At 62.1% G+C, this 23,609-nt stretch carries 16 protein-coding genes; 9 read left to right on the forward strand and 7 right to left on the reverse strand.

What is annotated here, in order from left to right:
* The first annotated feature begins 1 nt into the window (after position 1).
* Positions 2 to 1,195, forward strand: a complete 1,194-nt coding sequence (locus C8J40_RS11690; protein ID WP_132897186.1) for an IS91 family transposase — start codon at positions 2 to 4, stop codon at positions 1,193 to 1,195.
* A 487-nt stretch (positions 1,196 to 1,682) separates the two neighbouring features.
* Entirely contained in the window at positions 1,683 to 2,564 is an 882-nt protein-coding gene (locus tag C8J40_RS11695) for an MBL fold metallo-hydrolase (RefSeq protein WP_165886655.1), read from the forward strand.
* Positions 2,565 to 2,583: 19 nt separating this feature from the next.
* On the opposite strand, the gene C8J40_RS11700 is transcribed toward C8J40_RS11695, so the two are convergent.
* Positions 2,584 to 3,579, reverse strand: a complete 996-nt coding sequence (locus C8J40_RS11700; protein WP_132742204.1) for an alpha/beta hydrolase — start codon at positions 3,577 to 3,579, stop codon at positions 2,584 to 2,586.
* 299 nt (positions 3,580 to 3,878) lie between these two features.
* Here C8J40_RS11700 and C8J40_RS11705 point away from each other — a divergent pair, with 299 nt between their 5' ends.
* The 3 genes from C8J40_RS11705 (at position 3,879) to C8J40_RS11715 (ending at position 5,673) form a co-directional block, all read left to right on the forward strand.
* A complete protein-coding gene (locus tag C8J40_RS11705; RefSeq protein WP_243693349.1) occupies positions 3,879 to 4,496 on the forward strand; it encodes a hypothetical protein in 618 nt (205 codons plus the stop codon).
* 182 nt (positions 4,497 to 4,678) lie between these two features.
* Entirely contained in the window at positions 4,679 to 5,071 is a 393-nt protein-coding gene (locus C8J40_RS11710; protein ID WP_132742206.1) for a hypothetical protein, read from the forward strand.
* The gene (locus tag C8J40_RS11715; RefSeq protein ID WP_132742207.1) at positions 5,068 to 5,673 is read left to right on the forward strand and encodes a DedA family protein; all 606 of its coding nucleotides are present in this window, start codon (positions 5,068 to 5,070) and stop codon (positions 5,671 to 5,673) included. Before C8J40_RS11710 ends, C8J40_RS11715 begins: the two co-directional genes overlap by 4 nt.
* 116 nt (positions 5,674 to 5,789) lie before the next feature.
* Here the strand turns inward: C8J40_RS11715 and C8J40_RS11720 are convergent, their stop codons facing one another.
* Positions 5,790 to 7,220, reverse strand: coding sequence for a glycosyltransferase family 2 protein (locus tag C8J40_RS11720; RefSeq protein ID WP_132897187.1), 1,431 nt, complete (start codon positions 7,218 to 7,220; stop codon positions 5,790 to 5,792).
* Positions 7,221 to 7,314: 94 nt separating this feature from the next.
* Here C8J40_RS11720 and C8J40_RS11725 point away from each other — a divergent pair, with 94 nt between their 5' ends.
* Positions 7,315 to 7,884, forward strand: a complete 570-nt coding sequence (locus tag C8J40_RS11725) for a cytochrome b (protein ID WP_132742209.1) — start codon at positions 7,315 to 7,317, stop codon at positions 7,882 to 7,884.
* Between the two features lie 280 nt (positions 7,885 to 8,164).
* Here C8J40_RS11725 and C8J40_RS11730 read toward each other — a convergent pair whose 3' ends face one another.
* The 4 genes from C8J40_RS11730 to C8J40_RS11745 all read right to left on the reverse strand — a co-directional run bounded on the left by C8J40_RS11730 (position 8,165) and on the right by C8J40_RS11745 (position 15,511).
* Positions 8,165 to 9,388, reverse strand: coding sequence for an alpha-galactosidase (locus C8J40_RS11730; protein ID WP_243693350.1), 1,224 nt, complete (start codon positions 9,386 to 9,388; stop codon positions 8,165 to 8,167).
* Between the two features lie 43 nt (positions 9,389 to 9,431).
* Positions 9,432 to 10,682 (reverse strand): ROK family transcriptional regulator, encoded by a 1,251-nt coding sequence (locus C8J40_RS11735; protein ID WP_132897188.1) that lies wholly within the window; start codon positions 10,680 to 10,682, stop codon positions 9,432 to 9,434.
* A 12-nt stretch (positions 10,683 to 10,694) separates the two neighbouring features.
* Positions 10,695 to 12,245, reverse strand: coding sequence for a tryptophan 7-halogenase (locus tag C8J40_RS11740; protein WP_279432597.1), 1,551 nt, complete (start codon positions 12,243 to 12,245; stop codon positions 10,695 to 10,697).
* A gap of 86 nt (positions 12,246 to 12,331) precedes the next feature.
* Complete coding sequence (locus C8J40_RS11745; RefSeq protein ID WP_207901210.1) at positions 12,332 to 15,511, reverse strand: TonB-dependent receptor; 3,180 nt, start codon at positions 15,509 to 15,511, stop codon at positions 12,332 to 12,334.
* A gap of 259 nt (positions 15,512 to 15,770) precedes the next feature.
* Between C8J40_RS11745 and C8J40_RS11750 the strand changes: the two genes are divergently transcribed.
* Positions 15,771 to 16,721 (forward strand): ROK family protein, encoded by a 951-nt coding sequence (locus tag C8J40_RS11750; RefSeq protein WP_279432594.1) that lies wholly within the window; start codon positions 15,771 to 15,773, stop codon positions 16,719 to 16,721.
* Positions 16,722 to 16,803: 82 nt separating this feature from the next.
* Positions 16,804 to 20,289, forward strand: coding sequence for a LamG-like jellyroll fold domain-containing protein (locus C8J40_RS11755; protein ID WP_132897190.1), 3,486 nt, complete (start codon positions 16,804 to 16,806; stop codon positions 20,287 to 20,289).
* 78 nt (positions 20,290 to 20,367) lie between these two features.
* Here C8J40_RS11755 and C8J40_RS11760 read toward each other — a convergent pair whose 3' ends face one another.
* Positions 20,368 to 21,405 (reverse strand): cupin-like domain-containing protein, encoded by a 1,038-nt coding sequence (locus C8J40_RS11760; protein ID WP_165911441.1) that lies wholly within the window; start codon positions 21,403 to 21,405, stop codon positions 20,368 to 20,370.
* A 221-nt stretch (positions 21,406 to 21,626) separates the two neighbouring features.
* Here C8J40_RS11760 and C8J40_RS11765 point away from each other — a divergent pair, with 221 nt between their 5' ends.
* Positions 21,627 to 23,150 carry a sialate O-acetylesterase gene (locus C8J40_RS11765; RefSeq protein ID WP_132897192.1) on the forward strand — a complete coding sequence of 508 codons (1,524 nt, stop codon included), beginning with the start codon at positions 21,627 to 21,629 and terminating at the stop codon, positions 23,148 to 23,150.
* The last annotated feature ends 459 nt before the right edge of the window (positions 23,151 to 23,609 follow it).

Consider the following 23,609-nt stretch of genomic DNA (forward strand, 5'->3'; position numbering starts at 1 on the left):
GATGCGTGCCTCCGTCGAGGTCGCCGACATCTTTCGCACCGCTGGTTCTGCGTACCGGGCCGCCCGCGCCGGACACCTGAGCTTCGACCAACTCAAGGTCATGTCGGCGATAGAGACCTGCCGCACCGCGGTCATGGGCGGTCACGTCGAAGCCTGCACCGACTGCGGGCACTGGCGGGTTGCCTACAACTCCTGCCGGAACCGGCACTGCCCGCGATGCCAAGGCGCCGCGGCACGCACGTGGCTCGCCGAGCGCGAGGCCGACCTTCTGCCGGTCGGCTACTTCCATGTCGTCTTCACGCTGCCCGCCGAGGTTGCCGATGTCGCGTGGCAGAACAAAGCGGCGGTCTATGGCCTGCTGTTCCAGGCGGCGTCAGAGACGATGACGACCATCGCGGCCGACCCGAAGCATCTGGGTGCGCGCATCGGCATTACCGCGGTGCTCCACACCTGGGGTTCGGCAATGACCCACCATCCGCACATCCACATGATTGTCCCAGGCGGCGGACTTTCGCCCGACGGTAGTCGCTGGGTGTCATCACGACCCGCGTTCCTCCTGCCGGTACGCGTCCTGGGTAAGCTGTTTCGTCGCCTGTTCCTGACCCGGCTGATGTCGCTGCACGAAACTGGGCGCCTCGCGTTCTACGGCAGGCTCACGCACCTCGCCGACCGGCGTGCATTCCTGCGGCACCTGTCCCCGGTCAGGAAGAAGCGCTGGGTTGTCTACGCCAAGCCGCCGTTTGCCGGCCCCGAGACGGTGCTCTCCTATCTGTCGCGCTACACGCATCGCGTTGCGATCTCGAACAGCCGAATCCTGCACTTCGACCAGACCGGCGTTACCTTCCGCTATAAAGATTATCGCCGGGGTGGCGCCGACCGCCAGCAGATTATGACGCTGACCGCCGACGAGTTCATCCGCCGCTTCCTGCTCCACGTCCTGCCGAAGGGCTTCCACCGCATCCGCCACTATGGCCTGCTCGCAGGCGCCACCCGCAAGGCACATCTCGAACGAGCCCGCGAACTGCTCGGGGTCGCACCGCCCGCGGCGTCCGACGCACGAGCCGAACCGGACGACATCCGGCCGTCATGCCCGTGTTGCGGCGGGCGTATGGTAGTCATCGAGACCTTCCTTCGCCAGCGCCAGGCCCGCGCTCCACCGACGCCTGCGCTGTTATCCGGGATACAGGCGTCGTGACCCGGCACGGCCAAGGAGTTATCTATCTCGCAGGGCTCGTGCTCGCGGAGACGATGTTACCTGCGCCGATAGCCATCAGAGGGGCGGCAACATCGAGCAATGCCGCGCTGTCAGCGCTCGCGAACCCATCATGCCCACCGGAATCCAGACAGTCTGCTCCTAGGCTCGCGGCCACATGCGCCATGGCGCGGGCCACCAAAACCAGCCGGAAACCGAAAACCCCATAGCGCATCGCCTGCGGCCCGTGGGTTCGGGCTTCCAAGACTTTCGTACGCCTGCCGGCATCCGAAACTCTTCAGGATAACAGACCTTCCGATATTGGCAGGCGGGCGGCGGTAGCCGACATTGGAGGACGCAGTCCGTTTCCAGAAAAGGACGGTGATCCGAGAACTTGGTGCAACTATGCGGAGCAATCGCGAAGTCGGTGGACACCGTTTTGGGGAGCGTCCAAATCCGGCAGTATTCAACAATCATCATGGGACTGTAGATGACCCTTCGTTCGATAGCCGCGCTCGGATTTGCCATATTCTTAGGGTCGACGGTGCTGGCGAAGCCGGTGCCGATCGGGCCTGCGGCGGTGCCGTTCAGCATCGGCTCGGTGCGCGCCGTGGCGCTGCGCGACATGATCAACCGCGTTCCGAACGACGGCAGCGTGTTCGGCAAGAAGGAAGGTCCGGCAGCTGTCGCGGATCTACTGCGCAAAGCAGGCGCGCCAACCGACGCGTTATCGCTCGGCGTCGACGCGCTGCTGGTCCGCATGCCGGGCCGTATGGTCCTTATCGACACTGGCCTGGGCCCCAAGGTTGGTGGCGTCCTGATGCAGAGCCTGGCGCTTGCCAAAGTATCGCCGGCGGACATTACTGACGTCCTCATCACGCATTCGCACGGCGATCATGTCGGCGGGCTGTCGAGCGCGGACGGCAAACTGGCGTTTCCCAACGCGACGATCCGTATGACGCGCGCCGAATGGGCGTTCATGCAGAGCCAGCCCGACAATGCAGCGCTAATCGCGACGATCACGCCGAAGGTCACGCCATTTGATCCTGGCGCGGTGGTGATGCCGGGTATCCGCGCGGTCCCACTGTCGGGGCACACGCCCGGCCATAGCGGCTACGAAATTACGTCAGACAGCCAGAGGCTACTCGACATGGGCGACACTGCTCATAGCGCTATCGTGTCTCTCGCCAGGCCCGAATGGATCATCGGCTACGACACCGACGGCGAGCAGGGGCGCCAGCGGCGGACGGCCGAGTTGGCCAAGTTGGCAGCGAGCGGCGAACATGTGTTTAGCCCACACTTTCCGTTCCCAGGGCTCGGCCAGATCGTCAAGGCCGGCACGGCGTATCGCTGGCAACCGGTGAGACGCTGAGGAGGACGAGACGCCGTCTTCAAAGAACGCCGATGTTATGCAGCCACTGCTTAACCTGTCCCGGCCATTCCCTCGAAATCGGATCGACCGTGGGCCGCATTCCGAAAGCATGGCCGCCCTTGGCGTACAGGCGCATATCGACAGGCACGCCCGCATCACTGAGCGCCAAGGCATAGGCCATCGGCTGCCGAATGGGGTCCGTCGGGTCGTTCATGGCATGAAGGATCAGCGTCGGCGGTGCCTTGGGACTGATGGTCACCCATGGCTTGAGCTCAAGACTGTTCCGGCCCTTGCTGTTGTCCAGCATACGTGCCGTGTAGGCGACGATTGCAAAGTCCGGCCGGGGCGATTGGCGGTCAGCCGCGTCCGTGAGTGGATAGCTGCGCGCCACGGTGTTGCTCATGTTCGCTGCCAGAAATGCGCCCGCAGAAAAGCCGATGACGCCGATCTTGTGCGAGTCGATCCCGTAGGACGCAGCCTGCTGGCGCATCATCCCGATCGCTCGCTGCGCGTCTTCCAAGCCCAATAGCACCTTCGGCCGCTGGCCCTGCGGCCAGTCTTGCGGCACCCGATATTTCAGCACCGCACAGGTCATACCCTGCTGCACCACCCAATCGCAGATCTCCGTACCCTCAAGATCGGTCGCTATGACTTCAAACCCGCCGCCCGGCAGCACCAGCATGGCGGCTCCGCCATTGCGCCCCTTCGCACGATACAAGGTCATGGTCGGTCGGGTGACGTAGCTCGCCCAATGCCATTTTCGCCCGCCGACGAGCCCGGTCCCGTTCCCGGTGGCCTCCGGCCGATCACCCGAGTCGGGCTTTGCGAGAGGCGTGCTTGCTGGCCAGAGCGGGATCTGAACCCCATTTTTGGCAGGCAGCCAGGTGCCTGCCCGTTCATTCTTGGGGAGGACAACCCTCGGAGGCGAGTTGTCGTTCTTGCTGATCTGCCCATAGGCTGCGCTAGCGATGCCAATTGCAATGAGAGAGGGGACGACGAACCGGAACTGCGACAAACCGTATCTCCTGCTTTGAGGGCCCAACCTTCCTGCGGGATCAGGCGGATTGCAGAAACAGTGGTTAGCGGCCCAAGATCATCAGGCAACTGGTCGCTTCTCGCATAGGAACGGCCAAGGATATCTCGGCGTCGCGCTGCTTGGCGGCACCCGCAGGGCCGACGGACGTTCCGTAGACTATAACTAGGGGGATGCACGTGCGCGGTCTGGATTTCAGCTCTTGACAGAGCCTGCTCGCCACCATCCTCGGACTGACGCTGGTTACGCTTTTGGGGGTTGGCATCCGTCTGCTCACCCAAATGACGTTCCAGCAGCGCCGTGAACGGATGAACCGGCAGATCAATGAGCGCCTGAAGACGCTTATCGCTGCCTACAAGGTCCTTGGCGGCTCGTTCACCGGGGACCTAACCGTCGATCCGGCCCACCGGCGCGACCTGCGGCGGCGGGAGGAGCAGGGCGGTGTCGCAGAGGAACCGATGGCTGCGCTGGACCTCAGTGCGGCAGGCGCGGCGCGGTCGGACCGCACGCGCCGGATACGCGACGCGGTCGAGGCCGCGCTGTCTGACATCATCTTGCTCGGTACGGAGGAACATGTCCGGCTCGCGGACAGGGCGGTTCGCGAACTGGTTGCGGGCCACCCGGTCCACACGCACGAACTGGTTGTGTCGCTGCGTGCGTTCGTGCGCGATGCGCTCGATCTCGACCCGATCCCGGCCGATCTGATCATCGCTATGCAAGGACCCACGCGTCCGGCGTCGTCCGGCGGCGGCAGAGGTGGTGGCAACAAAGACGATGCTGGCCGGAGCGGCGGCGGTGGTGGTGGTATGGGCGGCGGCGGGGTTGGAGGCGGCGGCATGGGCAACAATGCCTTTGGCGACGATCCACACCATGTCGCGGCGCAGATCGCGGAGCGATAGGCTAAGCCTCCCCGGCTAAGTCTTGGCTGACCCATTTGTGGCCACTTCGGTGTCTTCGGTACAGCGAACCGCTGTCGTTATTGTCAGGCCGGCCCACGCATTCGACCGCGTCATCGGCGAGTTGGATAGGAAGCAATATCGCCGCCGTTGCTCGTCGCACTTGGCGCGCGTATCGCACTGGAATGACACGTAATCGACCCTGGCGAAAAGCCCTGATCGTGCTGCTCGTCGCAGTCCTAGCCTTCACTGGCTATCACGCGGTCCGGACGGTCAGCGACGCGATTTATTGGAACGCGCACCGCGATGAGCCGATCGAGCGGTGGATGACGATAGGCTATGTCGCACATTCGTATCACGTCCCGCCCCATGTCCTGCATCAGGCGTTGAACCTGCCGCCGACGCCGGACCGTCGGCCGCTCGGACGGATTGCGCGGGATAGCGGACGTTCGATGACGCAGATCGAGGCGAAACTGATGTATGCGATCGTCCACGCGCGGCCACCCTATCCGCCGCCCGGCCCACCGCCACGACCGTTCATGCGATCACCTACGTCGACGGCGTTGCCTGCCAAATGACCGATCAGCTGCTTGAACTGCTGACGACCTACGGGCTGCCTGCCCTGTTTGGTGCAATGATCCTCGCTGCGGCTGGCATGCCGTTCCCGAGCTCGCTGACGTTAGTCGCGATGGGTTCGTTCGTCGCGCAGGGGGAGCTCGCATTCTGGCCCGTGATCTTTGCAGGCGCCTCCGGCGCGATCGTCGGCGACCAGATCGGCTATGCCTTTGGACGATACGGCGGTCGGCCGCTGCTTTCAGCGGTTACGAAGCGGATCGGCGGGGCAGACAAGGTCGAGCAGGCCGAAGCCTATTCTCGCAAATGGGCGGGTTGGGGCATCTTCTTCAGCCGGTGGCTGATTGGGCCACTGGGACCATGGATCAACATCACCAGCGGGCTGACCGAATACCCATGGGTGCGGTTCATCGTCCTCGATGTTGCTGGCGAAGTGCTTTGGCTTTTGATCTACGTCTCGCTGGGCCGCGCCTTCAGCGACCAGGTTCAGACGATCGCAAGCCTGCTTGGCAACCTGACCTGGGTGATCGTTGGCTTGCTCGTCGCCGGGCTGCTGGGTTGGAAACTGTTCGGCCGTTCGAGCAAACTCTCAGATGATGCGGCATGATGAGCTGTCGCCGAGCAGTGCTTTCCGCTTAAGCTCGTCAGCCTCCAGGATCGACAGCCCAAGGCGCCGTCCACCTCGCCGTCTGCGCGATTCGTCGGACATCACTGGAGTCTTCGTCAGGCGCGCTGTTGAAGCGCGGTCCGGGTCTGTGCGCTCCAGGTCTGGCCGCCGCGCAAAAAGGCGTACCAGCCATAGATCGCACCCGCATGGCGCAACAGCTGGAAGCTGAACGGCTCGGCGATTGCGGCGATGATCGCGGGGCCAAGGTTCAAACCCTCGCGCTGCCCCGTCCAGCGCTTGTAGATGCGAAGCGACCAAAGGTGAAAGCTAAGGTCGATCGCGATCTTGGCGATCATCACGAGCAGGATCGGGAAGGCGAGCGTGTAGCGACCGGTGACGACGAGCCCGATCAGCACCGCAAAGGCAGCCAGCCCGTAGATCGGCTGCACCGTATCGAGCGCCTTCACCGAGAGCATCCGCGTACCCAGCCGCCCGTAGCGCGCGTTACCGACCATGTCCCGGTTCCAGTGCTGCGTCTGCAAGAAGCCGCCGAACCAGCGCTGTCGCTGCTTCAGGAAGGCGGGGATGCTGGCGGGCGCGTCGGTTCGGGCCAGCGCGCCACCGACGACGCGAACCGTCCAGTGCAGCCCGGCGTCGTGCGCATGGCGATGCAACCGATGAATCAGTTCGTAATCCTCCACCATGCAATCGGGATCGAACCCCCCGACCGTCAGCACCGCGTCGCGCCGGAACGCCGCGAAGGCGCCCGAGATCAGCAACAGACCGTCGATCCGCATCCACGCGTCGCGCGATAGGAAGTTGCGGACATATTCGTAGGACTGGAACCACTCGAATATCCGACCGCTCAGGCTTGGACCGCAGATCGGCGCCAGTACCCCGGTGGCCGCCACCAGCTCTGGCTCCGCTGCAAAGGCGGCACGCATAGCGGCGATCGAGCCGGACTCGATCAACGTGTCGGCATCCACGGTCAGAACCACGTCCGTCTCGATCCGCTCGAGCGCGGCATTGAGCGCGCGGGCCTTGCCGCCATGCGGCAGTCGTAGCCACTGAAGCCGTGTGTGCCCGACCTCGAGCTCGGCAAGTTCTCCGAGTGGTGGTGTCGCCAACGCATAGCCGTCCGCCATGGCAAACGGCGTATCGTCACTCGATCCGTCGTCAGCGATCAGGATCGCCTCGGGTGGCTGGTCCTGGGCAAGGAGCCGGTCGATCGCCAGCCGGATCACGCCTGCCTCGTTATGCGCGGCGACGATTACACCGAAGGTCGGCTGCACGCCGCTCGGGGCCGGCGTCGCGGTCTGCGCGAGGTTCCGGATCTGCCAAGCCGTAAACACGAGCAGCGCCGTGTCGTACAGGATGTACGCAATCCCGACCGACCATATGGCGAGTCCCTGGCGCAGAAACGCCTGCGCGATCAGCACGAGGAACACTAGCGGGGCGGCCAAGTTGATCACCCTGCTTGCCAGCGGGATCGACCGTGGCGAGAGACGCGGCGACTGCGCGGTAAAAATTGCCGAGAGGGATTGCATCGGCCAGCGCCTAACGCTGGCTTGCTGAACGCGCTATTGCGGAATGTGCCGAGAACCGGGAATCGGTAAAAGGTCGTGGAGCGGATTGCAGCGGATGATTACCAGATACACCGGCGTCGCCATCGCCTTCCATTGGCTGGTCGCGGTGGGGATCGTCATCAACATGACCCTGCCCTGGCTCTGGCCACATCTTGCCGACGACCGCGTGCGCCCCGCGATAGACCTGCACAAGTCGATCGGGATCACGATCCTCGGCCTGGCAACCATGCGCCTGCTCTGGCGGCTGACGCATCGGCCTCCCCCGATGCCGACCACCTATCAGAAATGGGAAATCGGCGCGGCCCATGTGACCCACTGGCTGTTGTACGCGCTGATCTTTGCCATGCCGCTGACCGGCTGGATCATGGACTCGGCGTACAAGGATGCGGCGACCCACCCGATGTTCCTGTTCGGACTGTTCGAATGGCCGCGGATCGGCACGATATTAAGCCTGCCGCCCGCCACGCGCGACGCCGTCCACGATGGTTTCGGCGCCTTGCACGTTTACCTGTCCTACCTGCTCTATACACTGGTCGCGCTTCACATCGGCGGCGCGCTCAAGCATGAATGGATCGATCGACACCGCGAATTAAGCCGCATGATGCCGGTTTGGCGCCGCCGTTGAGGGAAGTGAGCGACGCGGCTGCCGCTTAGAGAATGGACGGCTGTTCGGTACAGAAGCACGCCCGCCTGCAAGACCCACAAGCGGACGCTCAGTGTCCTTCTTGTGCTTCCCAAGTTCGGACATTCGTTCATGGTTCGGAACTGCCCAGCAACGCTAATAAATCGTCAAACTGACGGCATTGCTGCTTGGCTTAACGCAACCTCTCGAACGGCAGGTTCGCCGCAAACTAGCATCCGGTGTTCGTCTGGCCGACGACGCGTGATAGAACCCGGTGGCGCGATCAGGGGGTAACCTTAACCATGATCACCCCATGCGCTGGCACCAGTGTGGCGTAGCGGTCCGCAACCTTGCCTATCGACCGATGGCTCCACACGTCGCGTACGTCTGCACGGACCGAGCGGGTCAGACCTATCTCCGGCCAATTGACCTCGATCTTGGCAGGACTTTCGGAGCGGTTGAATAGTATCACGGCCCGGCTTCCATCGCTCAACGGCTTCGACCAGACCTCCAGATCGCCATCATCGCGTATACGACGACCCTGCTGACCCAGGGGGTCCTGGTTGACCGCGATTACCTCCTTGTTCAACAAAATGTCGCGCGTTGCTGCACTCATGTTGGTGATATCGTTGCCAGCAATCAGTGGTGAGGTCATCATCGCCCACAGACTGAAATGAGAGCGGTACTCGGTATCGGACATTCCGCCGTTGCCGACCTCGAGCATGTCGGCATCGTTCCAGTGCCCGGGCCCCGCATACGGATAAAGCGGCTCGTTTGCGTCAACGATGTCGACCATACCGATCGACCATTTGTCCCGCCCCTTCCAGGCATCGCGGATATCGCTGGTCGTGCGCCACGAGTTGCCGATCTTCTTCCCCCATTCCCACGGACGATTGTTGCCCCATTCGCACATCGCCAGAAGAACCGGCCGCCCCGTGGCTTTGAGGGCATCCGACATGAGCGCGTAGGCGCTCTCGGCATTCAACGTGCCAGTCGAGCACCAGTCATACTTTAGGTAGTCAACGCCCCACCGGGCGTATGTAAGCGCGTCCTGATATTCATGTCCCAAGCTGCCGGGTTTGCCGCCACAGGTCTTGGCGCCGGCATCGGAGTATATTCCGAATTTGAGTCCGCGAGCATGGACGTAGTCGGCAAGAGCCTTCATGCCCGACGGAAACTTCTCTTGACTTTCGGTAATGAAGCCGTTGGCATCGCGTTCACCGTGCCAGCAGTCGTCTATGACGACATACTCGTACCCTGTATCGCGCATGCCATTCGTTGCCATGGTGTCGGCGATGCGACGCACTGTCTTCTCATCGATGTTGCAGCCGAACTTGTTCCAGCTGTTCCATCCCATCTGCGGCGTTCGTGCCAACCCATTGGCCTTGCGGTTTGGGTCCAACGAAGGACGCAGCGTGTTCGGATCGATAAACTGATCCTGGGCGCGCGCTACGCCGACCGCGAACGGCAGAACGGCAAGTACAATTAGATGCGCCAGCTTTTTCAAAAGTACTTCCTCATTAAAGCAATACGTCGGATCATTCGCTTGTCTAAGCCGATTTCATCTTGATGAGTATCCCGTCCGACGGCAGGATGCGGTCGAGAAAAGGCAGGATTGCGGCGCCGATTGCCGGACTATCTCGGGAAAGACTTGCCCGAGCGATCGGCGCAATTATGGGAATATTGGGTGCTGCCGTTCGCAGTTTCCGGTAGGTATCCGTAGCAAGCTGATCGAGGATATCGTCCGGCAGCCGCCCTCCAACTAGCACAATCGCCGGATTAACCAGGCAGTTCACGGCCGTCAGCGCAGGCACGAGCGCGTCCGATGCGTCCTCAAGCCACCCGGCTACGTGCGGCTTGAACGCTGCTGGGAACGGTTGCGTCGGATCCATGCCCGCCGGGTCCAGTCCTGCAGTCTCCAGACGGCTCGACAACGCCGACAGGGAGACGACGTCCTGCAGCACCTTGGTCGGATCAGTGGCGAGCGGCAGAAAGCCGAGTTCCCCGCCGCGGGCGTTTGCGCCACGGTAATAAGCGCCGTCGATCACGACCCCGCCGCCTAGCCCCGCGCTGACGAGAATGTAGAAGAAGTTCGCATGGTGCCCGTCGCCGAACTGCGCCTCGCCGATGGCCGCTGCAGCGGCATCGTTGTCGATGTGGATCGACCAGGGAACGATGGGTGCGAGCATCGCCTGGATATCGACATCGCTCCACTGCTCGTACCCGGGCGGCCGATGCGGCAGGTCGACACGGCCGAGGTCGTCGGGAAGTGCCACACCCATCCCAAGCACTCGATCAAAACGGACCGCATCGGTACGAACGATTGTCGCGATCCCTCTTTCGACGACCCGTACGACGTCGTCGGGCGATGCGAATGCGATCTGTCGGGTGAACCGAGATCGCACCGTGCCCGCCAAATCGAGTGATACTAAAGTAACATGATCGCGATCGATGTTGAGGCCGATGGCATAGCCCCCTTCCGGATTGATCCGAAGGCGCGTCGCCGGCTGGCCTCGACTGCCCAAGCGTCGACCGGCATCGATCACCAGTTCGTTCTCGAATAATCGCCCTACGATGTTGGCGATCGTCGGCGCAGTCAAATTGGTCATCACCGCGATTTCGTTTCGCGTGATGTCGGGATTGCGTCGAATGATCTGCGTTACGACGCGCTGATTATAGTCACCTGCACGTTCCAGGTTCGTGCCTGACAGACTCGGCCCAAGCCTGACCGATCGGTCGTCTGCAGTAACGCTGGCGCTGGTCGCTTTTCCGGAAACGTTGAAATTGGAGGGCCTATCCATTCGCGGCAAAGTTCATCGACCGGGATGCGAGATTAGCTGACGCGGGGCAAAGGACTTGAGAAACGTCTCGTGCGGTTCGGCAAGCGCAACGGCGTCACGTATCGAACCCTTCATCCGTTCGAACGCCGCCTCGAGATCTGACAGGGAGAAATGATCCGCCAGCGGGTCGTGCGCCGCGGCATCGATGCCAAATCCGGCATACATGGAAAGCCAACTTGGGTCCTGAAACGATTCCCATTCGTAGCGCACAAGGTGCCCGCGAGCCTTGAACAACGTCAGCTTGCGCTCCAGCTGCTCGGGCAGCGCGGTGCCTCGGCAGCGATCCCACATCGGCTCACCCTGCCGGCCATTTGCAAAATAGTGCAGGACCAGGAAATCGCGGATACGCGCATATTCGAGGCCAGTGGTCCGATTATACTCATCCGCCAGCGCCGGATCGAAACTCCTATCAGGCAGCAAGGCGAGCAACTTCTCCAAGCCGGTCTGGATGAGCGTGATGCTCGTCGATTCCAGAGGTTCCATAAATCCCGCGGCAAGCCCGAGCGCGACACAGTTCCCTTGCCAGAATGCGGTCCGACGACCGGTACGGAAACGAATAATGTTAGGCTCGGCCAGCGCTTCGCCTTCGAGCCGACCTTTCAAAGTCGCAACGGCCTCGTCATCCGAAATATGGCGGCTCGCATAGACATAGCCGTTACCGACCCGGTGCTGCAGCGGAATCCGCCATTGCCATCCGGCAGTCAGTGCCGTGCTGCGCGTATATGGGGTAAGCGGTCCTGCTCGTTCGCACGGCATCGCGACCGCGCGATCGCACGGAAGCAGGTTCGTCCAATCCTCATACGGTACGCCCAGCGCGTCGCCGAGCAATAGCGATCGAAAGCCCGAGCAATCGATGAAAAGGTCGCCCGAGATCGTTTTGCCACACTGCGTATCGACGCTGGATATGAATCCCGTGGATTGATCGACCAAAACATCGGTGATCGTGGCGTCGATGTGTTTGACGCCCCATTCGCCCGCCTTTTTTGACAAAAACTTGGCAAACAGCCCTGCGTCGAAATGTACCGCCCAGTCGAAGAACAGCAGGTCGTGCACCGGACTGTCGGTCGGTCGCATGAAAAGGTTACGCTCGGCAAGCGCGGTTGCGAGACAGAAATCCGACAGCGGTGTAGTTTGCCCAGCAGCGTTTAGCTTGCGCCAGTAATGGTGGAACGCCACACCCCGCGATCGCATCCCGTAAAGGCCAAAGGGGTGGAAAAATCGCTCTCCCTCGCGCTTCCAGTCCACGAACTCTATACCGAGCTTCACCGTGCCCTGCGCACCCGCCATCACCTCCTGTTCGGAGACGCCGATTTCCCGGAAGAAATCGCGGATACCGGGCACGGTCGCCTCGCCGACCCCCACCGTTCGGATATCGCTGGATTCGACGACCGTGATGGTCACGGACTGACGATCAAGTTTGCGCGCGAGGAGCGTCGCCGCCATCCACCCCGCCGTGCCCCCGCCGACGATCACGATTGAGCGCAGTGGTCCTGAGTTACGCGTTGCTCCTGCTCCATCTGTCACGCTCAATTCCCCATCCCGTGCGTTGCTACGCAAACGCCCGCCACCCCGCAAAGAGGATGGCGGGCGCTTACAATCTCACCCGTAGATCAGAACTTGAAACGCGCGCCCGCCATGAACCGGCGTTCATAGATGTTGTTGTACGCTTTCTCATCCGGGAAGGTCAGATAGTATTTCTCATACTCGCCGGTCAGGTTCGAGCCTTGCGCGTACAGCGTCAGATTTGACGTGAAGTCGTAGCTGATCGATGCATCGATATAATTCGTCGGCTGCTGATACAGTTCGAGGCCCCGAATGCCGCCGAAATCCTGCTGGACTGCGCGCTTCGAACGGTAGTTCCAGGCGACGCGAGCCTGGAAATGATTGTCCTGGTAGAAGCCTGCCAGGTTGGTCTGGATCTTCGAATTGTCCTGGAACGGTATCGAGTCGCCCTTCAAATCTACAGCGCCCGAGTCGGACGGCGAATAGGTGATGTTCGCGTCGATGCCGAAGTTGGAGAGCACCGTCGGAATGAAGCCGAAGTCGTTGAACGACAGCTTTGCACCGGCTTCCACACCCTTGAGCGTACCGCCGTCACCCTGAACCGGGGTGCTGATCGACACGGTCCGGTTGCGAACCACGCCGTCATTGTCCGGCAGGTCGGTTCGCACGATGTTGCCAGACTGGATGAAGCTGGCGACGTCGATGTAGAAGGCACCCAAGCTCAGCAGGCTGCTGCGTCCGATATAATATTCGAGTGAGCCTTCGACGTTCGTGGCGCGCCAGGGATCGAGCTGCGGATTGCCGTTCGAACTGCCTCCGGTGACCCGGAAGACGGGCGATCCCGGGTTGCTCGTATCGATCGCGTAGTTCGGATTGAGTCCACCACCCCACTGGTTGAGATCAAGCAGTGTCATCGTCTTGGAATACGCGAGGCGCAGCTTCAGGTTGTCGGCGAAGTTGAACGCCAAGTTGAACGCCGGCAAAAAGTCGGTGAAGCTCCGCTTAGTCTCGACCGTGCCGTTGACCGTGTTTGCGACGCCGTAGGGGCGCGGCGAACCGGTCACGAACTGGGTGATGTCGAGTTTGGTGTTGATGACCTTTAGGCCCGCATTGCCGGATACGGGAATGCCAAACACGTCACCCTTGACGTTGAGTTGCGCATAGCCCGAGATTTGCTTCACGCCGACGTTGAACGAGGCGCCCGGGTTCTGAATCTCGACGTTGCCTGGGTAGAAACTGTTTTGGAATGCGAGCGCGTTGTCCATGACCTTTGGGTCGAGCACGTAGATCGGCGGCAAGCCGGCACCCGGCAGGTTGAACTGCTTGACCTGCCCGTTAAAAATCGGATCGCTCGCCTTGCGGACAACGCCAGAGGTGTAAGGCCTGAAATTTGCCGTCCCGAACGTGCCCGTACCCGCATAGCAGGACGCATCGTTCAACGGCACGTCGAATGCCTTCCACTTCACGAGGCAACCGCCCGGCTGCGACGCCTGCCCCGCATATAGCGGCGCGGCGCGATCGAATTCGAAGTCGTCGACCGAGCGCTCGCTGTACCGGCCACCGGCGCTCAGGCTTACATTGTCATTGGCCTCGTACGAAACGTCACCGCGAATGATCTTAAGGTCGCCTTTGCGGCGATAGTTACCCTCCGAAGACGTGGTCTTCATTGTGTAGCTGTCGATGTTGCCGAGCGCTGTTGTCAGCTGCGACGGCAAGGTGAAAACGGGCTGGTTACCCGTGAAATCGACCGTCGCTGGCAACGATGCCGATCCGGCGATCGTGTTGACGGCATAACCACCCGGATTGAACGCGACGTCGCCGGTCGGATAATGACCGATCCCGCCCGGCTGCCACTGCGCGCCGTTCGATGGGCTGAATTGCAGATAGCTCTGATCGTAGTTCGAATAGGCCTTGCCGTAGACGCCGCGCAGGCTTGCCTTGAACCGGCCTCCATTGTCGTACTTCAGCTCGGCATTGTAGTTCTGCGACTGAGACTTGAACTTGTCATTCTGCGCATATGAGTCAAAATTGCCAAGATCGTAATTATAGATCTGGGTCGTATTCAGATCATAATCGCGCGTCACGCCGCCATTGCTTAGCGACACGGTCGAGCCGGTGTTGCGCGACTGGCCCGGCACGAATTCGCCGGCCTGCCAGTTGACGTTCTGCATCTGGATGCCGGCGGTGCGATCATTCTCGTTCTGGCGCGTGAAGAATGCATCGGCATTCAGCGTCAGGGCGTCGCTGATCTCCCACTGCGCCGAGGCATTGATGCCGATCCGCTCGCGCTGGTTGACCTTGTCCCAGGCGGTGAAGCCCTGCGGTACGATGAAGGCATCGTTGGCATCGCCGTCACCATTCACGTCGCGGCCGGTGCCGACGACCGTACCCTTGGGACGATTTGCCGGTGAGAAGCCGTTGCTGAGATTGACGTCGCCAGTCGGGTTGGCCGCGGTATTGAACTGCTCGTTGTGCAGCGCAGCCCCGTAGCCTTCCTGGATCCCGTTGTGGGAGTTCGAAAGATGCAGGTTCGCATAAGCGCCCGACACCAAGAAGCCGAACTTCTCGCCCCGGAAGCCGAACAGCCCGTTCAGGTTCGGATCGAACTCCTTGGTCTTGTCGCCGTAAGCGCCCTCGGCAGCGGCAGCGACGGTGAAGCCCTTCTTGAGATCGAACGGACGGCGTGTGCGCAGGTTTACCGTGCCGGTGATGCCCGCGTTGAGCAGATCGGCCGTGCTCGACTTGATGACGTCCGCGCCAGCGAACAGCTGCGACGGGATATCGTTGAAGTTCGGCTGGATCGTCGTGATCGACTGAGCGCCGAGATAGGCCTCACCGTTGAGCAACGTCGTAACCTGCGGCAGGCCACGAATATTGATCGCCGCGCCCTCACCGGCATCACGGCGGATCTGCACGCCGGGGATACGCTGGAGCGAGTCCGAGATCGTCACATCGGGCAGCTTGCCGATGTCTTCGGCCGAGATGGAGTCGGTGACCGACGCGGCATCGCGCTTGAGGTTGACCGCACGCTGCTGCGATCCACGAATGCCGGTGACGACAATGTCCTGCGTTTCAGCAGCCGCGTCGCTCGCGGGCGTCGTCGGGTTCTGAGCTTCGCTCGTCTGGTCGGCAGCAGCAGCCGAGGGCGATGCGGCTTGATCGGTAGGTGCGTTCTGCAACACCCCCTGTGTTGTCGACGTTTGCTGGGCAAGTGCGGTGCCGCTGCTCACCAGCGCCGTAACTGACGCCGCGACCATCAACATATTCTTGGAACGTGCACGCAACATTTCGACCGTCTCCCTCAGCACCCGAAATCGCCAGGAACTGGCGAACGTTTTAGCATGCTAAGATCGAGCCGATCGGCGACTCATCGCCCCACCCTCTCCTGCCTGCCAGTCGCAACTTTCCGTTGTCTCGACATCGCGTGTTTAATCGTCCGGTGGATCCGGTCAATAACAAAATCAATTTGCGTTTATTACGATCGCTGGCATGCTTGGTTGACGATGACCGAGCAGCGGTCACGCCAGTAAAGAGGGGAGCATTGCCTTGCAAAACAGCGTCGCTGCTCGGGCTATCGAGCGGCAGCCAGCATCTGTACCGGCTTTAGGGATCGATTTTGGTGGCACCAAGATCGAAGCTGTCTTGCTAGGTGCAGACGGTGAGACGCTTTGGCAGCAGCGGGTTCCCAATCCCGGCACGTATGATACCGCGGTAGCTGCGATCGCCGAGTTCGTCGTGGCTGCCGACATCGCGGGGGGCACGGCATGTACCGTCGGCATCGGCGCACCCGGATCGCCGTCGCCACGTACCGGGGTGATGCGCAACAGCAACTCTCTTTACCTGAACGGTCGATCGTTCTCCGAAGACCTCACCTCTGTTCTTGGCCGACCGGTGCGGCTGGTAAATGACGCGAACTGCCTCGCGCTGTCCGAGGCCACTGATGGCGCAGCGACCGGTGCGCGCAGCGTGTTCGCGCTGGTGATCGGTACGGGCGTCGGAGGCGGTATCGTACTCTCGGGTGCGTGTCTCGATGGCGCCCACGGCATTGCCGGCGAGATTGGGCACTTACCTCTACCCTGGCCGCGCAGCGACGAACTGTCTCCGCCGCCATGCTGGTGCGGCCTGACGGGGTGTATCGAAAGCTGGGTTTCCGGCACGGGTTTCGCGCGTGCCGCCAGAGCAGAACATGGTCTGTCGCTCAGCGCCCCCGAGATCGTTGCAGCCGCCCGCGCCGGTAATCCCTCCGCCCGAGCTGCACTTGATGCGTATATCGACCGGCTGGGACGCGTACTAGCCATGGTCGCCAACCTGCTGGACCCCGAGGTCGTCGTATTTGGCGGAGGCATGTCGAACGTCGCCGAGATCTATGAAGAACTTCCGTCCATCGTCCGCCGCTATGCCTTCTCGGACCTATGGGAGGGTCGTATCGTGCCCGCGCGCTGGGGCGACGCGTCAGGCGTGCGCGGCGCTGCACGACTGTGGACTGGGGACGCCTGACCGACCCCAGGTCTGGCACGACGAACATAAGAACCAACCGGCCGGTAGAATATCGAGCCAGGAACTCAGGAGAGATCAATCCATGCGATCGTTGCCACTAACAGCCGCGCTGCTGCTCGGTGCCGCATTATCCTCTTCGCTGGCCGCTCAAGCCATGATGCCGACCATGCGGCCGACGATCGCGAATGCCGGCCCCTACAATGTTGCCATCCTAGAAGGCGGGACCGGGGTGGAACGTGATCTGTCGGGCGCCGACGCGGCTGTCCAAACCAATGCCCCCTGGACGCTGTCCACTTGGGTTCGCCCAAGCGAAGCCGGGGCGGACGGTTTGCTGCTGGCCATCGGTAATCCGCTGCAAACCTGTCGCTGCCTCGACCTTACCAATGGGCGTGCAACCGCCGTGGATGGAGCGACACGAATAACCGGCGGCCCCGCGTTGGCCGCCGGCAAGTGGACGCATGTCGCCGCTGTGGCGAACGGGCGGACACTGACCCTCTATGTCGATGGTCGCGTCGTCGCGTCCGTCGCGAACCACCCGAGCAAAGTCGTCGCCCGCCTCGCCGTTGCACCAGTGACGAACGGTGCTCAAGCGCCTCGCCATTTTGGCGGATCGCTGGTTACGGCGCAGTTCAACGGCGTGGCCCTGAGCGCTAGCGAGATCACGGCCGCTATCCGAGCGCGGCCGGATTTCGACCTCGTGCAATTCTGGCAGGTCGGCGTCGGCTGGCCGTTCCAGAAGCAGGCCAATATCGGCCTCACTCAGCAGCAGGATGCCTGGACCTTGCCGAAGGCCCGCGTGAGCGCGACTACGGCCCCGATCGTGCACTTGCCTCTGCCCCCGACAGGACTAGCGCGCGAAAGCGACGGCCGCTGGCTGGTCAACGGCTGGCAGCTCGCCGCAGCCCCCGACGTCCGCGAGGATGCCGCCACCCTGTCGCGTCCGGGACATGCCAGCGGCACGTGGCGCGCGGCGACCGTGCCGGGAACCGTCCTGACGACGCTGGTCGACCGCGGCGTCTATCCCGATCCATATTACGGGCTCAACAACCTCAAGATTCCCGAGAGCCTTGCACGGCAGGACTATTGGTACCGCACCAGCTTTACGGTGCCCGCCGCCGCCGCGGGCAAGCGCCTGACATTGGTGTTTGGCGGCATCAACTATGCCGCTGACGTCTGGGCAAACGGCCGCAAGCTGGGCGACACGCACGGCGCCTTCATCCGCGGCCAGTTCGATCTCGTGCCGGTCGCCGGCGAGAATGTCGTCGCGGTCCGCGTTTCGCCGCCACCGCATCCTGGCATCCCGCACGAGCAGTCGATCAGCGCAGGCGTGGGTGAGAACGGGGGCCAGCTCGCCATCGACGGCCCCACCTTCGTCGCAACCGAGGGCTGGGACTGGATCCCGGGCATTCGCGACCGTAACACGGGTCTGTGGCGGCCAGTCGAGCTGCTTGCGCATGGGACCATCCGGTTGCTTGATCCGCACGTAATCACCGACCTGCCCCTGCCGCGTACCGACAGCGCCGACGTCTATATCACCGTACCGGTCCAGAACGCAGGCGCAACCGCCGCCAGCGTTACCGTGCGCGCAGCGTTTGGCGGCGTCCGTGTCGAAAAGACGATAATTGCCCCCCCCGGCGAAACGAAAATCGTTTTCGCCCCGAAGGAATTCGCGCAACTCCACGTTGCCAATCCCAAATTATGGTGGCCGAACGGCTATGGTGAGCAGGCTCTTTACCAATTGTCGCTGGAAGCGCTTGCCGACGGCCAGCTTTCCGACACGCGAACCGACAAGTTCGGTATTCGCGAAGTCAGCTACGACCTGTCGCTGTTCGATGCGGCGGGTGCGCTGCGCCGGGTCAACCTCCAGTTCACCGACGGCAGCCTGCGCGGCGAGCGCCTGATCGACGTTCGCCATCAGGCCATCAAGCAGTCGCCCAATGGCTGGGCGGAATCGCTGACGCCGCAAGGCGAGCACTCCCCGGCGGTGACCCCGGTCAAGGCGACGATGCCAGAGCCGCATCTTACGATCCGCGTGAACGGTGTGGAGATCGCTGCGCGCGGCGGCAATTGGGGGATGGACGATGCGATGAAGCGCGTCGGACGCGCACGCCTCGCCCCCTATTTCCGTCTCCAGAAGGAGGCGCACATGAACGTCATCCGCAACTGGATGGGCAACAATACCGAAGAGGAGTTCTACGACCTAGCCGATGAAAACGGCATGATGATCCTCAATGACTTCTGGCAATCCACGCAGAATTTCCAGGTCGAGCCGGAAGATCCGGCGCTGTTCCTAAAGAACGCCGACGACGTGGTTCGCCGCTACCGCAACCATCCGTCGATCGTCCTGTGGTTCGGCCGCAACGAGGGGGTGCCTTACCCGGCATTGAACGAAGGCCTCGACGACCTGATCGCGCGCGAGGATGGCACGCGGTGGTTCACAGGCAGCTCCAATGTCGTCAACCTGCAGGGGTCGGGACCGTATAACTATCGTCCACCGGTCGGCTATTTCACTAGCCTCGCCACCGGTTTCTCGGTGGAGACGGGTACGCCGTCGCTCTCCACGCTCGAATCTGTACGCGCCAACATGCCCGACAGCGAAACCTGGCCGCTCAGCGACACGCTGGCCTATCATGATTGGCATTTTGCGGGGAACGGTGACACCAAGACGTTCATGTCCACGCTCGACACCATGTTCGGGCCGGGGACCAGCTTCGCCGATTTCGAGCGCAAGGCTCAGATGATGAACCTCGAGACGCACAAGGCGATGTACGAAGGGTTCCTGGGCCATTTGTGGACCAAGAACTCCGGTCGACTACTTTGGATGACGCATCCCTCCTGGCCGTCGAACACATGGCAGATCTACAGCTGGGACTATGACACCCAAGCCTCCTATTACGGTGCAAAGAAGGCCGCGGAACCGCTGCACGTTCAGCTTAACCTGCCGGGCAACGAGCTGGTCGTGCTCAACACGACTCGCGAAGCGCAGCCGGGATTGCGCGTCCGGACACGCGTCGTCGGGCTCGACAACGCCGAACTCTTCACGCGCGAAGACCGAGTCGATGCGGGTGCGAACATGGCGACGCCACTCGCAGCGGTGCCGCTCGATCGCCTGTTCGCGTCGAACCCGATGCTCCTGGTCAAGCTCGAACTGATCGATCGGGCGGGCAAGACGGTTGCCGACAATTTTTACTGGCGCGGGAAAGACGAAGCCGCCTACCGGATGCTGAACACGCTGCAGAGCGTCGCGCTGACCGGCTCCATTGTAGCGCAGGCGGTCGACGGCGCGGACAACGTCGTGACGGTGACGCTCGCCAATCGAACCGCGGTTCCGGCGCTGAACGCCAAGCTGACGCTGGTCGATGCACAGGGTAAACGCGTCCTGCCCGCATTCTACAGCGACAATTACGTCGCGCTCCTGCCCGGCGAGGAAAAGCGCATCGTCATCCGCTACCCCAAAGCCAAGGGCCAGACGGCGGCCGCGCTGACGCTGCGCGGATGGAACATCGCGCAGTCGGAGCGCTTCATCACGCTTGCACCCCAGACTGTCCGCATTGGGCGCGCGCAATAGCGAACTATCGGCGCAACTTCGGTTGCGCCGACTTCGCAGGCTGAGTCATCCTGTAGGCGCCCTCGCTGACGAAGCGCTTTAGCCGGGTTTGCGCGCCGCAGGCTCCGGCGGCGGACTTAGGGCGTCGGCGATCTGTGCCGTAAACCGGGCATTCCGCAGTTCGGACGGCGGCGCGAGCACGCCTAGCGCATGCGCCGGCAGGTGATTGCCGGCATCGGGTGCTGCGTCGTCGAACACATAATGTTCGAACCAGCGGCGCCATGCCAAGCGCTGGGCCGGCGCGAGATCGCGGATAGCGAGGACGGCATGGCTCAGCGCGCCCATCGGCGAAAGCGCATGCGGCTCGGCCCACCAGTAATTGACCATCACGTTGAACGCAGCGGTCGCCTTCACGCTATGCCACCAGATCGGCGGAATGAAGAGCGCATCGCCGGGGTCGAGATCGGCCACGAGCCCGTAGCCCATGGCGTCTGCGAATTTGGGATAGCGTTCAAGGTCCGGGTCCTCGAGATCCACCATGCTGACGGGCGGCCCTGCGATCGTGAAGTGGAACGGGCCGACATAAAGGTTGCCGACCTGTTCAGGCGGGAACAGCGTGAAACGCCGCCGGCCCGCCACGACTACCGCAACGTTGCTCGCCTCGTCGAAATGCGTCGCAACATGCGTGCGATTGCCGAGCCAAATCCGCGGCTTGGCACCCGGCAAATCGAACGACAGGGGATTGTCTGCGATCCAGGCGGACAGGTGATCGTCCGCGGCAGCAGCGCCGGCATATAACGCAACGGGCTCCTTTTCCCCACGGAGCGACAGCAGCTTGTCGAGCAGTCCGCTGAGCGAACCGAACCGCTTTTGGAAATTGCAGGCCTGCATCGACGCATCGTAAAAGAACCGACCATCGATCTCCGGCGGACCGATCAGGACTTCGGCCGGACGTCCGCGGTCCATCGCCTTCATGTAATCGACCAGGGTTTCGTCGGACCGGAGCCCTGCCGCAACGGCGGGCCACCGACTTGCCTGACCCCGCAATACGATAGGGCGGTCTCGCGTCGCGATCTCGTCGGCGAACCGCGCTGCATCAACCGGGCCGGTTTCATCGACCTTGGCGTGAATCGTCATAACCGGCTCTCCTCGCCGCCTTCTAGCGTCGGTTACCTTGAAGCTGAAGACCGTTCGCTGCGCCAATGCGCATGCCACGATTGCCGGAGTGCGGGGCCGCTGCCCTAGCATCGAGGCAGTTGCGAGTGCTGGCTGCATGGCCAACTGGTCAAGCGCTTCTTTGATGATATTCTGTGGCCACGACATCGCGACAGTCAACGCCGTCAGGGATAACGCCGATCATGAAGCTTCTGCTCTACACTGCCCTCCTCGTCGCCACCGCAGCGTCACCTGCGGCCGCACAGCTGAAGCTGCCGCGTCTGTTCAGCGACCACGGCGTGTTGCAGCGTGATCGGCCGCTGCATGTCTGGGGCTGGGCGCGTGCGGACGCGAACGTCGCTGTGTCGTTACATAACCAACGCGTAATGACAGTCGCCGACCGCCTCGGCCGATGGGACGCGTGGTTGAAACCCGAGGCGGCAGGCGGACCCTATGTCCTCGTCGTCGATGGAGGCACAGCAGAGGGTAAGGTCCAGGTACAGGATGTGATGCTCGGCGACGTTTGGTTCGCCTCGGGCCAGTCGAACATGGAGTTCCCGCTCAAGGGCTTCGACGGCGCGCCGCTAAAGAATGCCGCTGCGGAGATCGCGGCAGCGACCAACCCGCACGTTCGGCTTCTCCGCATCGAACACAAGAGCAGCCCCATCCCGCTACGCGACATCGATGCAAACTGGACGACCACCACGCCCGCGACCGCCACCGACTTCTCGGCGATCGGCTATTTCTTTGCGCGCGAGATCGCGGCGCGCGAGCACGTGACGGTAGGCATTATCGACTCGACATGGGGCGGCACACCTGCTGACAGCTGGGTGTCGACCGACGCGCTCGCGTCCGACGCAGCGCTGGCGCCGGCCATCGACGCGCGTGCTCGATTCCAGCAGGACCAGACCGACGCCGACCTCGCTACCATTGCCGAGGCACGCGAGGATGCTGCCATCGTTGCTTCGGGCGGCAAGCCTCCCCCACACCCTTGGCACCCCCCCGAGGATGCGTACCGGCCGTCATCGCTGTACAACGCAATGGTTGCGCCGTTCACCGACTATGGCATCAAGGGCGTCATCTGGTACCAGGGCGAGACGAACAGCAATGTCGCGCGGGCGCCATATTATGCCGACCTCTTCCGGGGACTGATCACCGACTGGCGACACAATTTCGCGCAAGGTGCTTTCCCATTCCTTTTTGCGCAAATCTCTTCATTTAACTCACCCGAGGAAGAATGGGGTTTGGTACGCGATGCGCAACGTCGTGCGCTTGTGCTGACCGACACCGCCATGGTGGTAACGACCGACGTCGGCGATCCCGGCAACGTCCATCCAGCCGACAAGCAGACAGTCGCCGCCCGACTTGCAGTCGCGGCCCGCAGCGTCGCGTATGGCGAGCGCGTCGCGTATCAGAGTCCGCTGTTCCGCCAAGCGAGTGGCGAACCGGGTGGAAAGCGCATCTGGTTCGATCATGCTGAAGGCCTGACGAGCCGGGGCGCAGCCATCGTCGGCTTCGAAATCGCCGGGCCCGATCGGAAATTTGTTCCGGCTACAGCGCGGATCGATGGCGAGAGCGTGGTCGTGACTGGTACGGTATCGAAGCCCAGCTACGTTCGCTACAATTGGAGCAACGTCGTACCCGGCAGCCTCTACAATGCCGCAGGTTTGCCTATGTCAACCTTCACCTCTGAAGAGCGCATCCGAGGTCATTTAACTTACCCTTAGAAGAACTCTTCGCCTTCCTGAACTAACACAACAACGTGAAATTACCCATGCCGCTTTTTGGTTGAACACCATGTCTCCGCCTACCTGTACTTTTAATTCGACAATTGTGTTAAATAACCAAGCGATAAATGACCACATATCATGTTCCTCGCACCAGAAAGGTATCGATTCCCAAGATTGCCGATCCTGTTCAAGCAGGTCCGAGCTACCAACTAGCGCGTTGGCTCACACAATCATCAACGCCGTGATGACGATGTTGCGATTGATCACACCGCGCCACTACACAATCGCGAGATTTCGCGAACCGTGTTCACAGCGACACGACCCACATTCCGACATTCAGGTTGCACCGTCGCGATCCCAGATTCCGCCATTCGTTCATCTCGACCGCTATCTACCGATGCCCTGATGGCAGGCGTATGCCGCCACGGACCTCTGCGACCACGACCGCTTCAAACG

Source organism: Sphingomonas sp. PP-CC-3A-396 (genome assembly GCF_004343105.1).
Lineage (GTDB): Bacteria > Pseudomonadota > Alphaproteobacteria > Sphingomonadales > Sphingomonadaceae > Sphingomonas.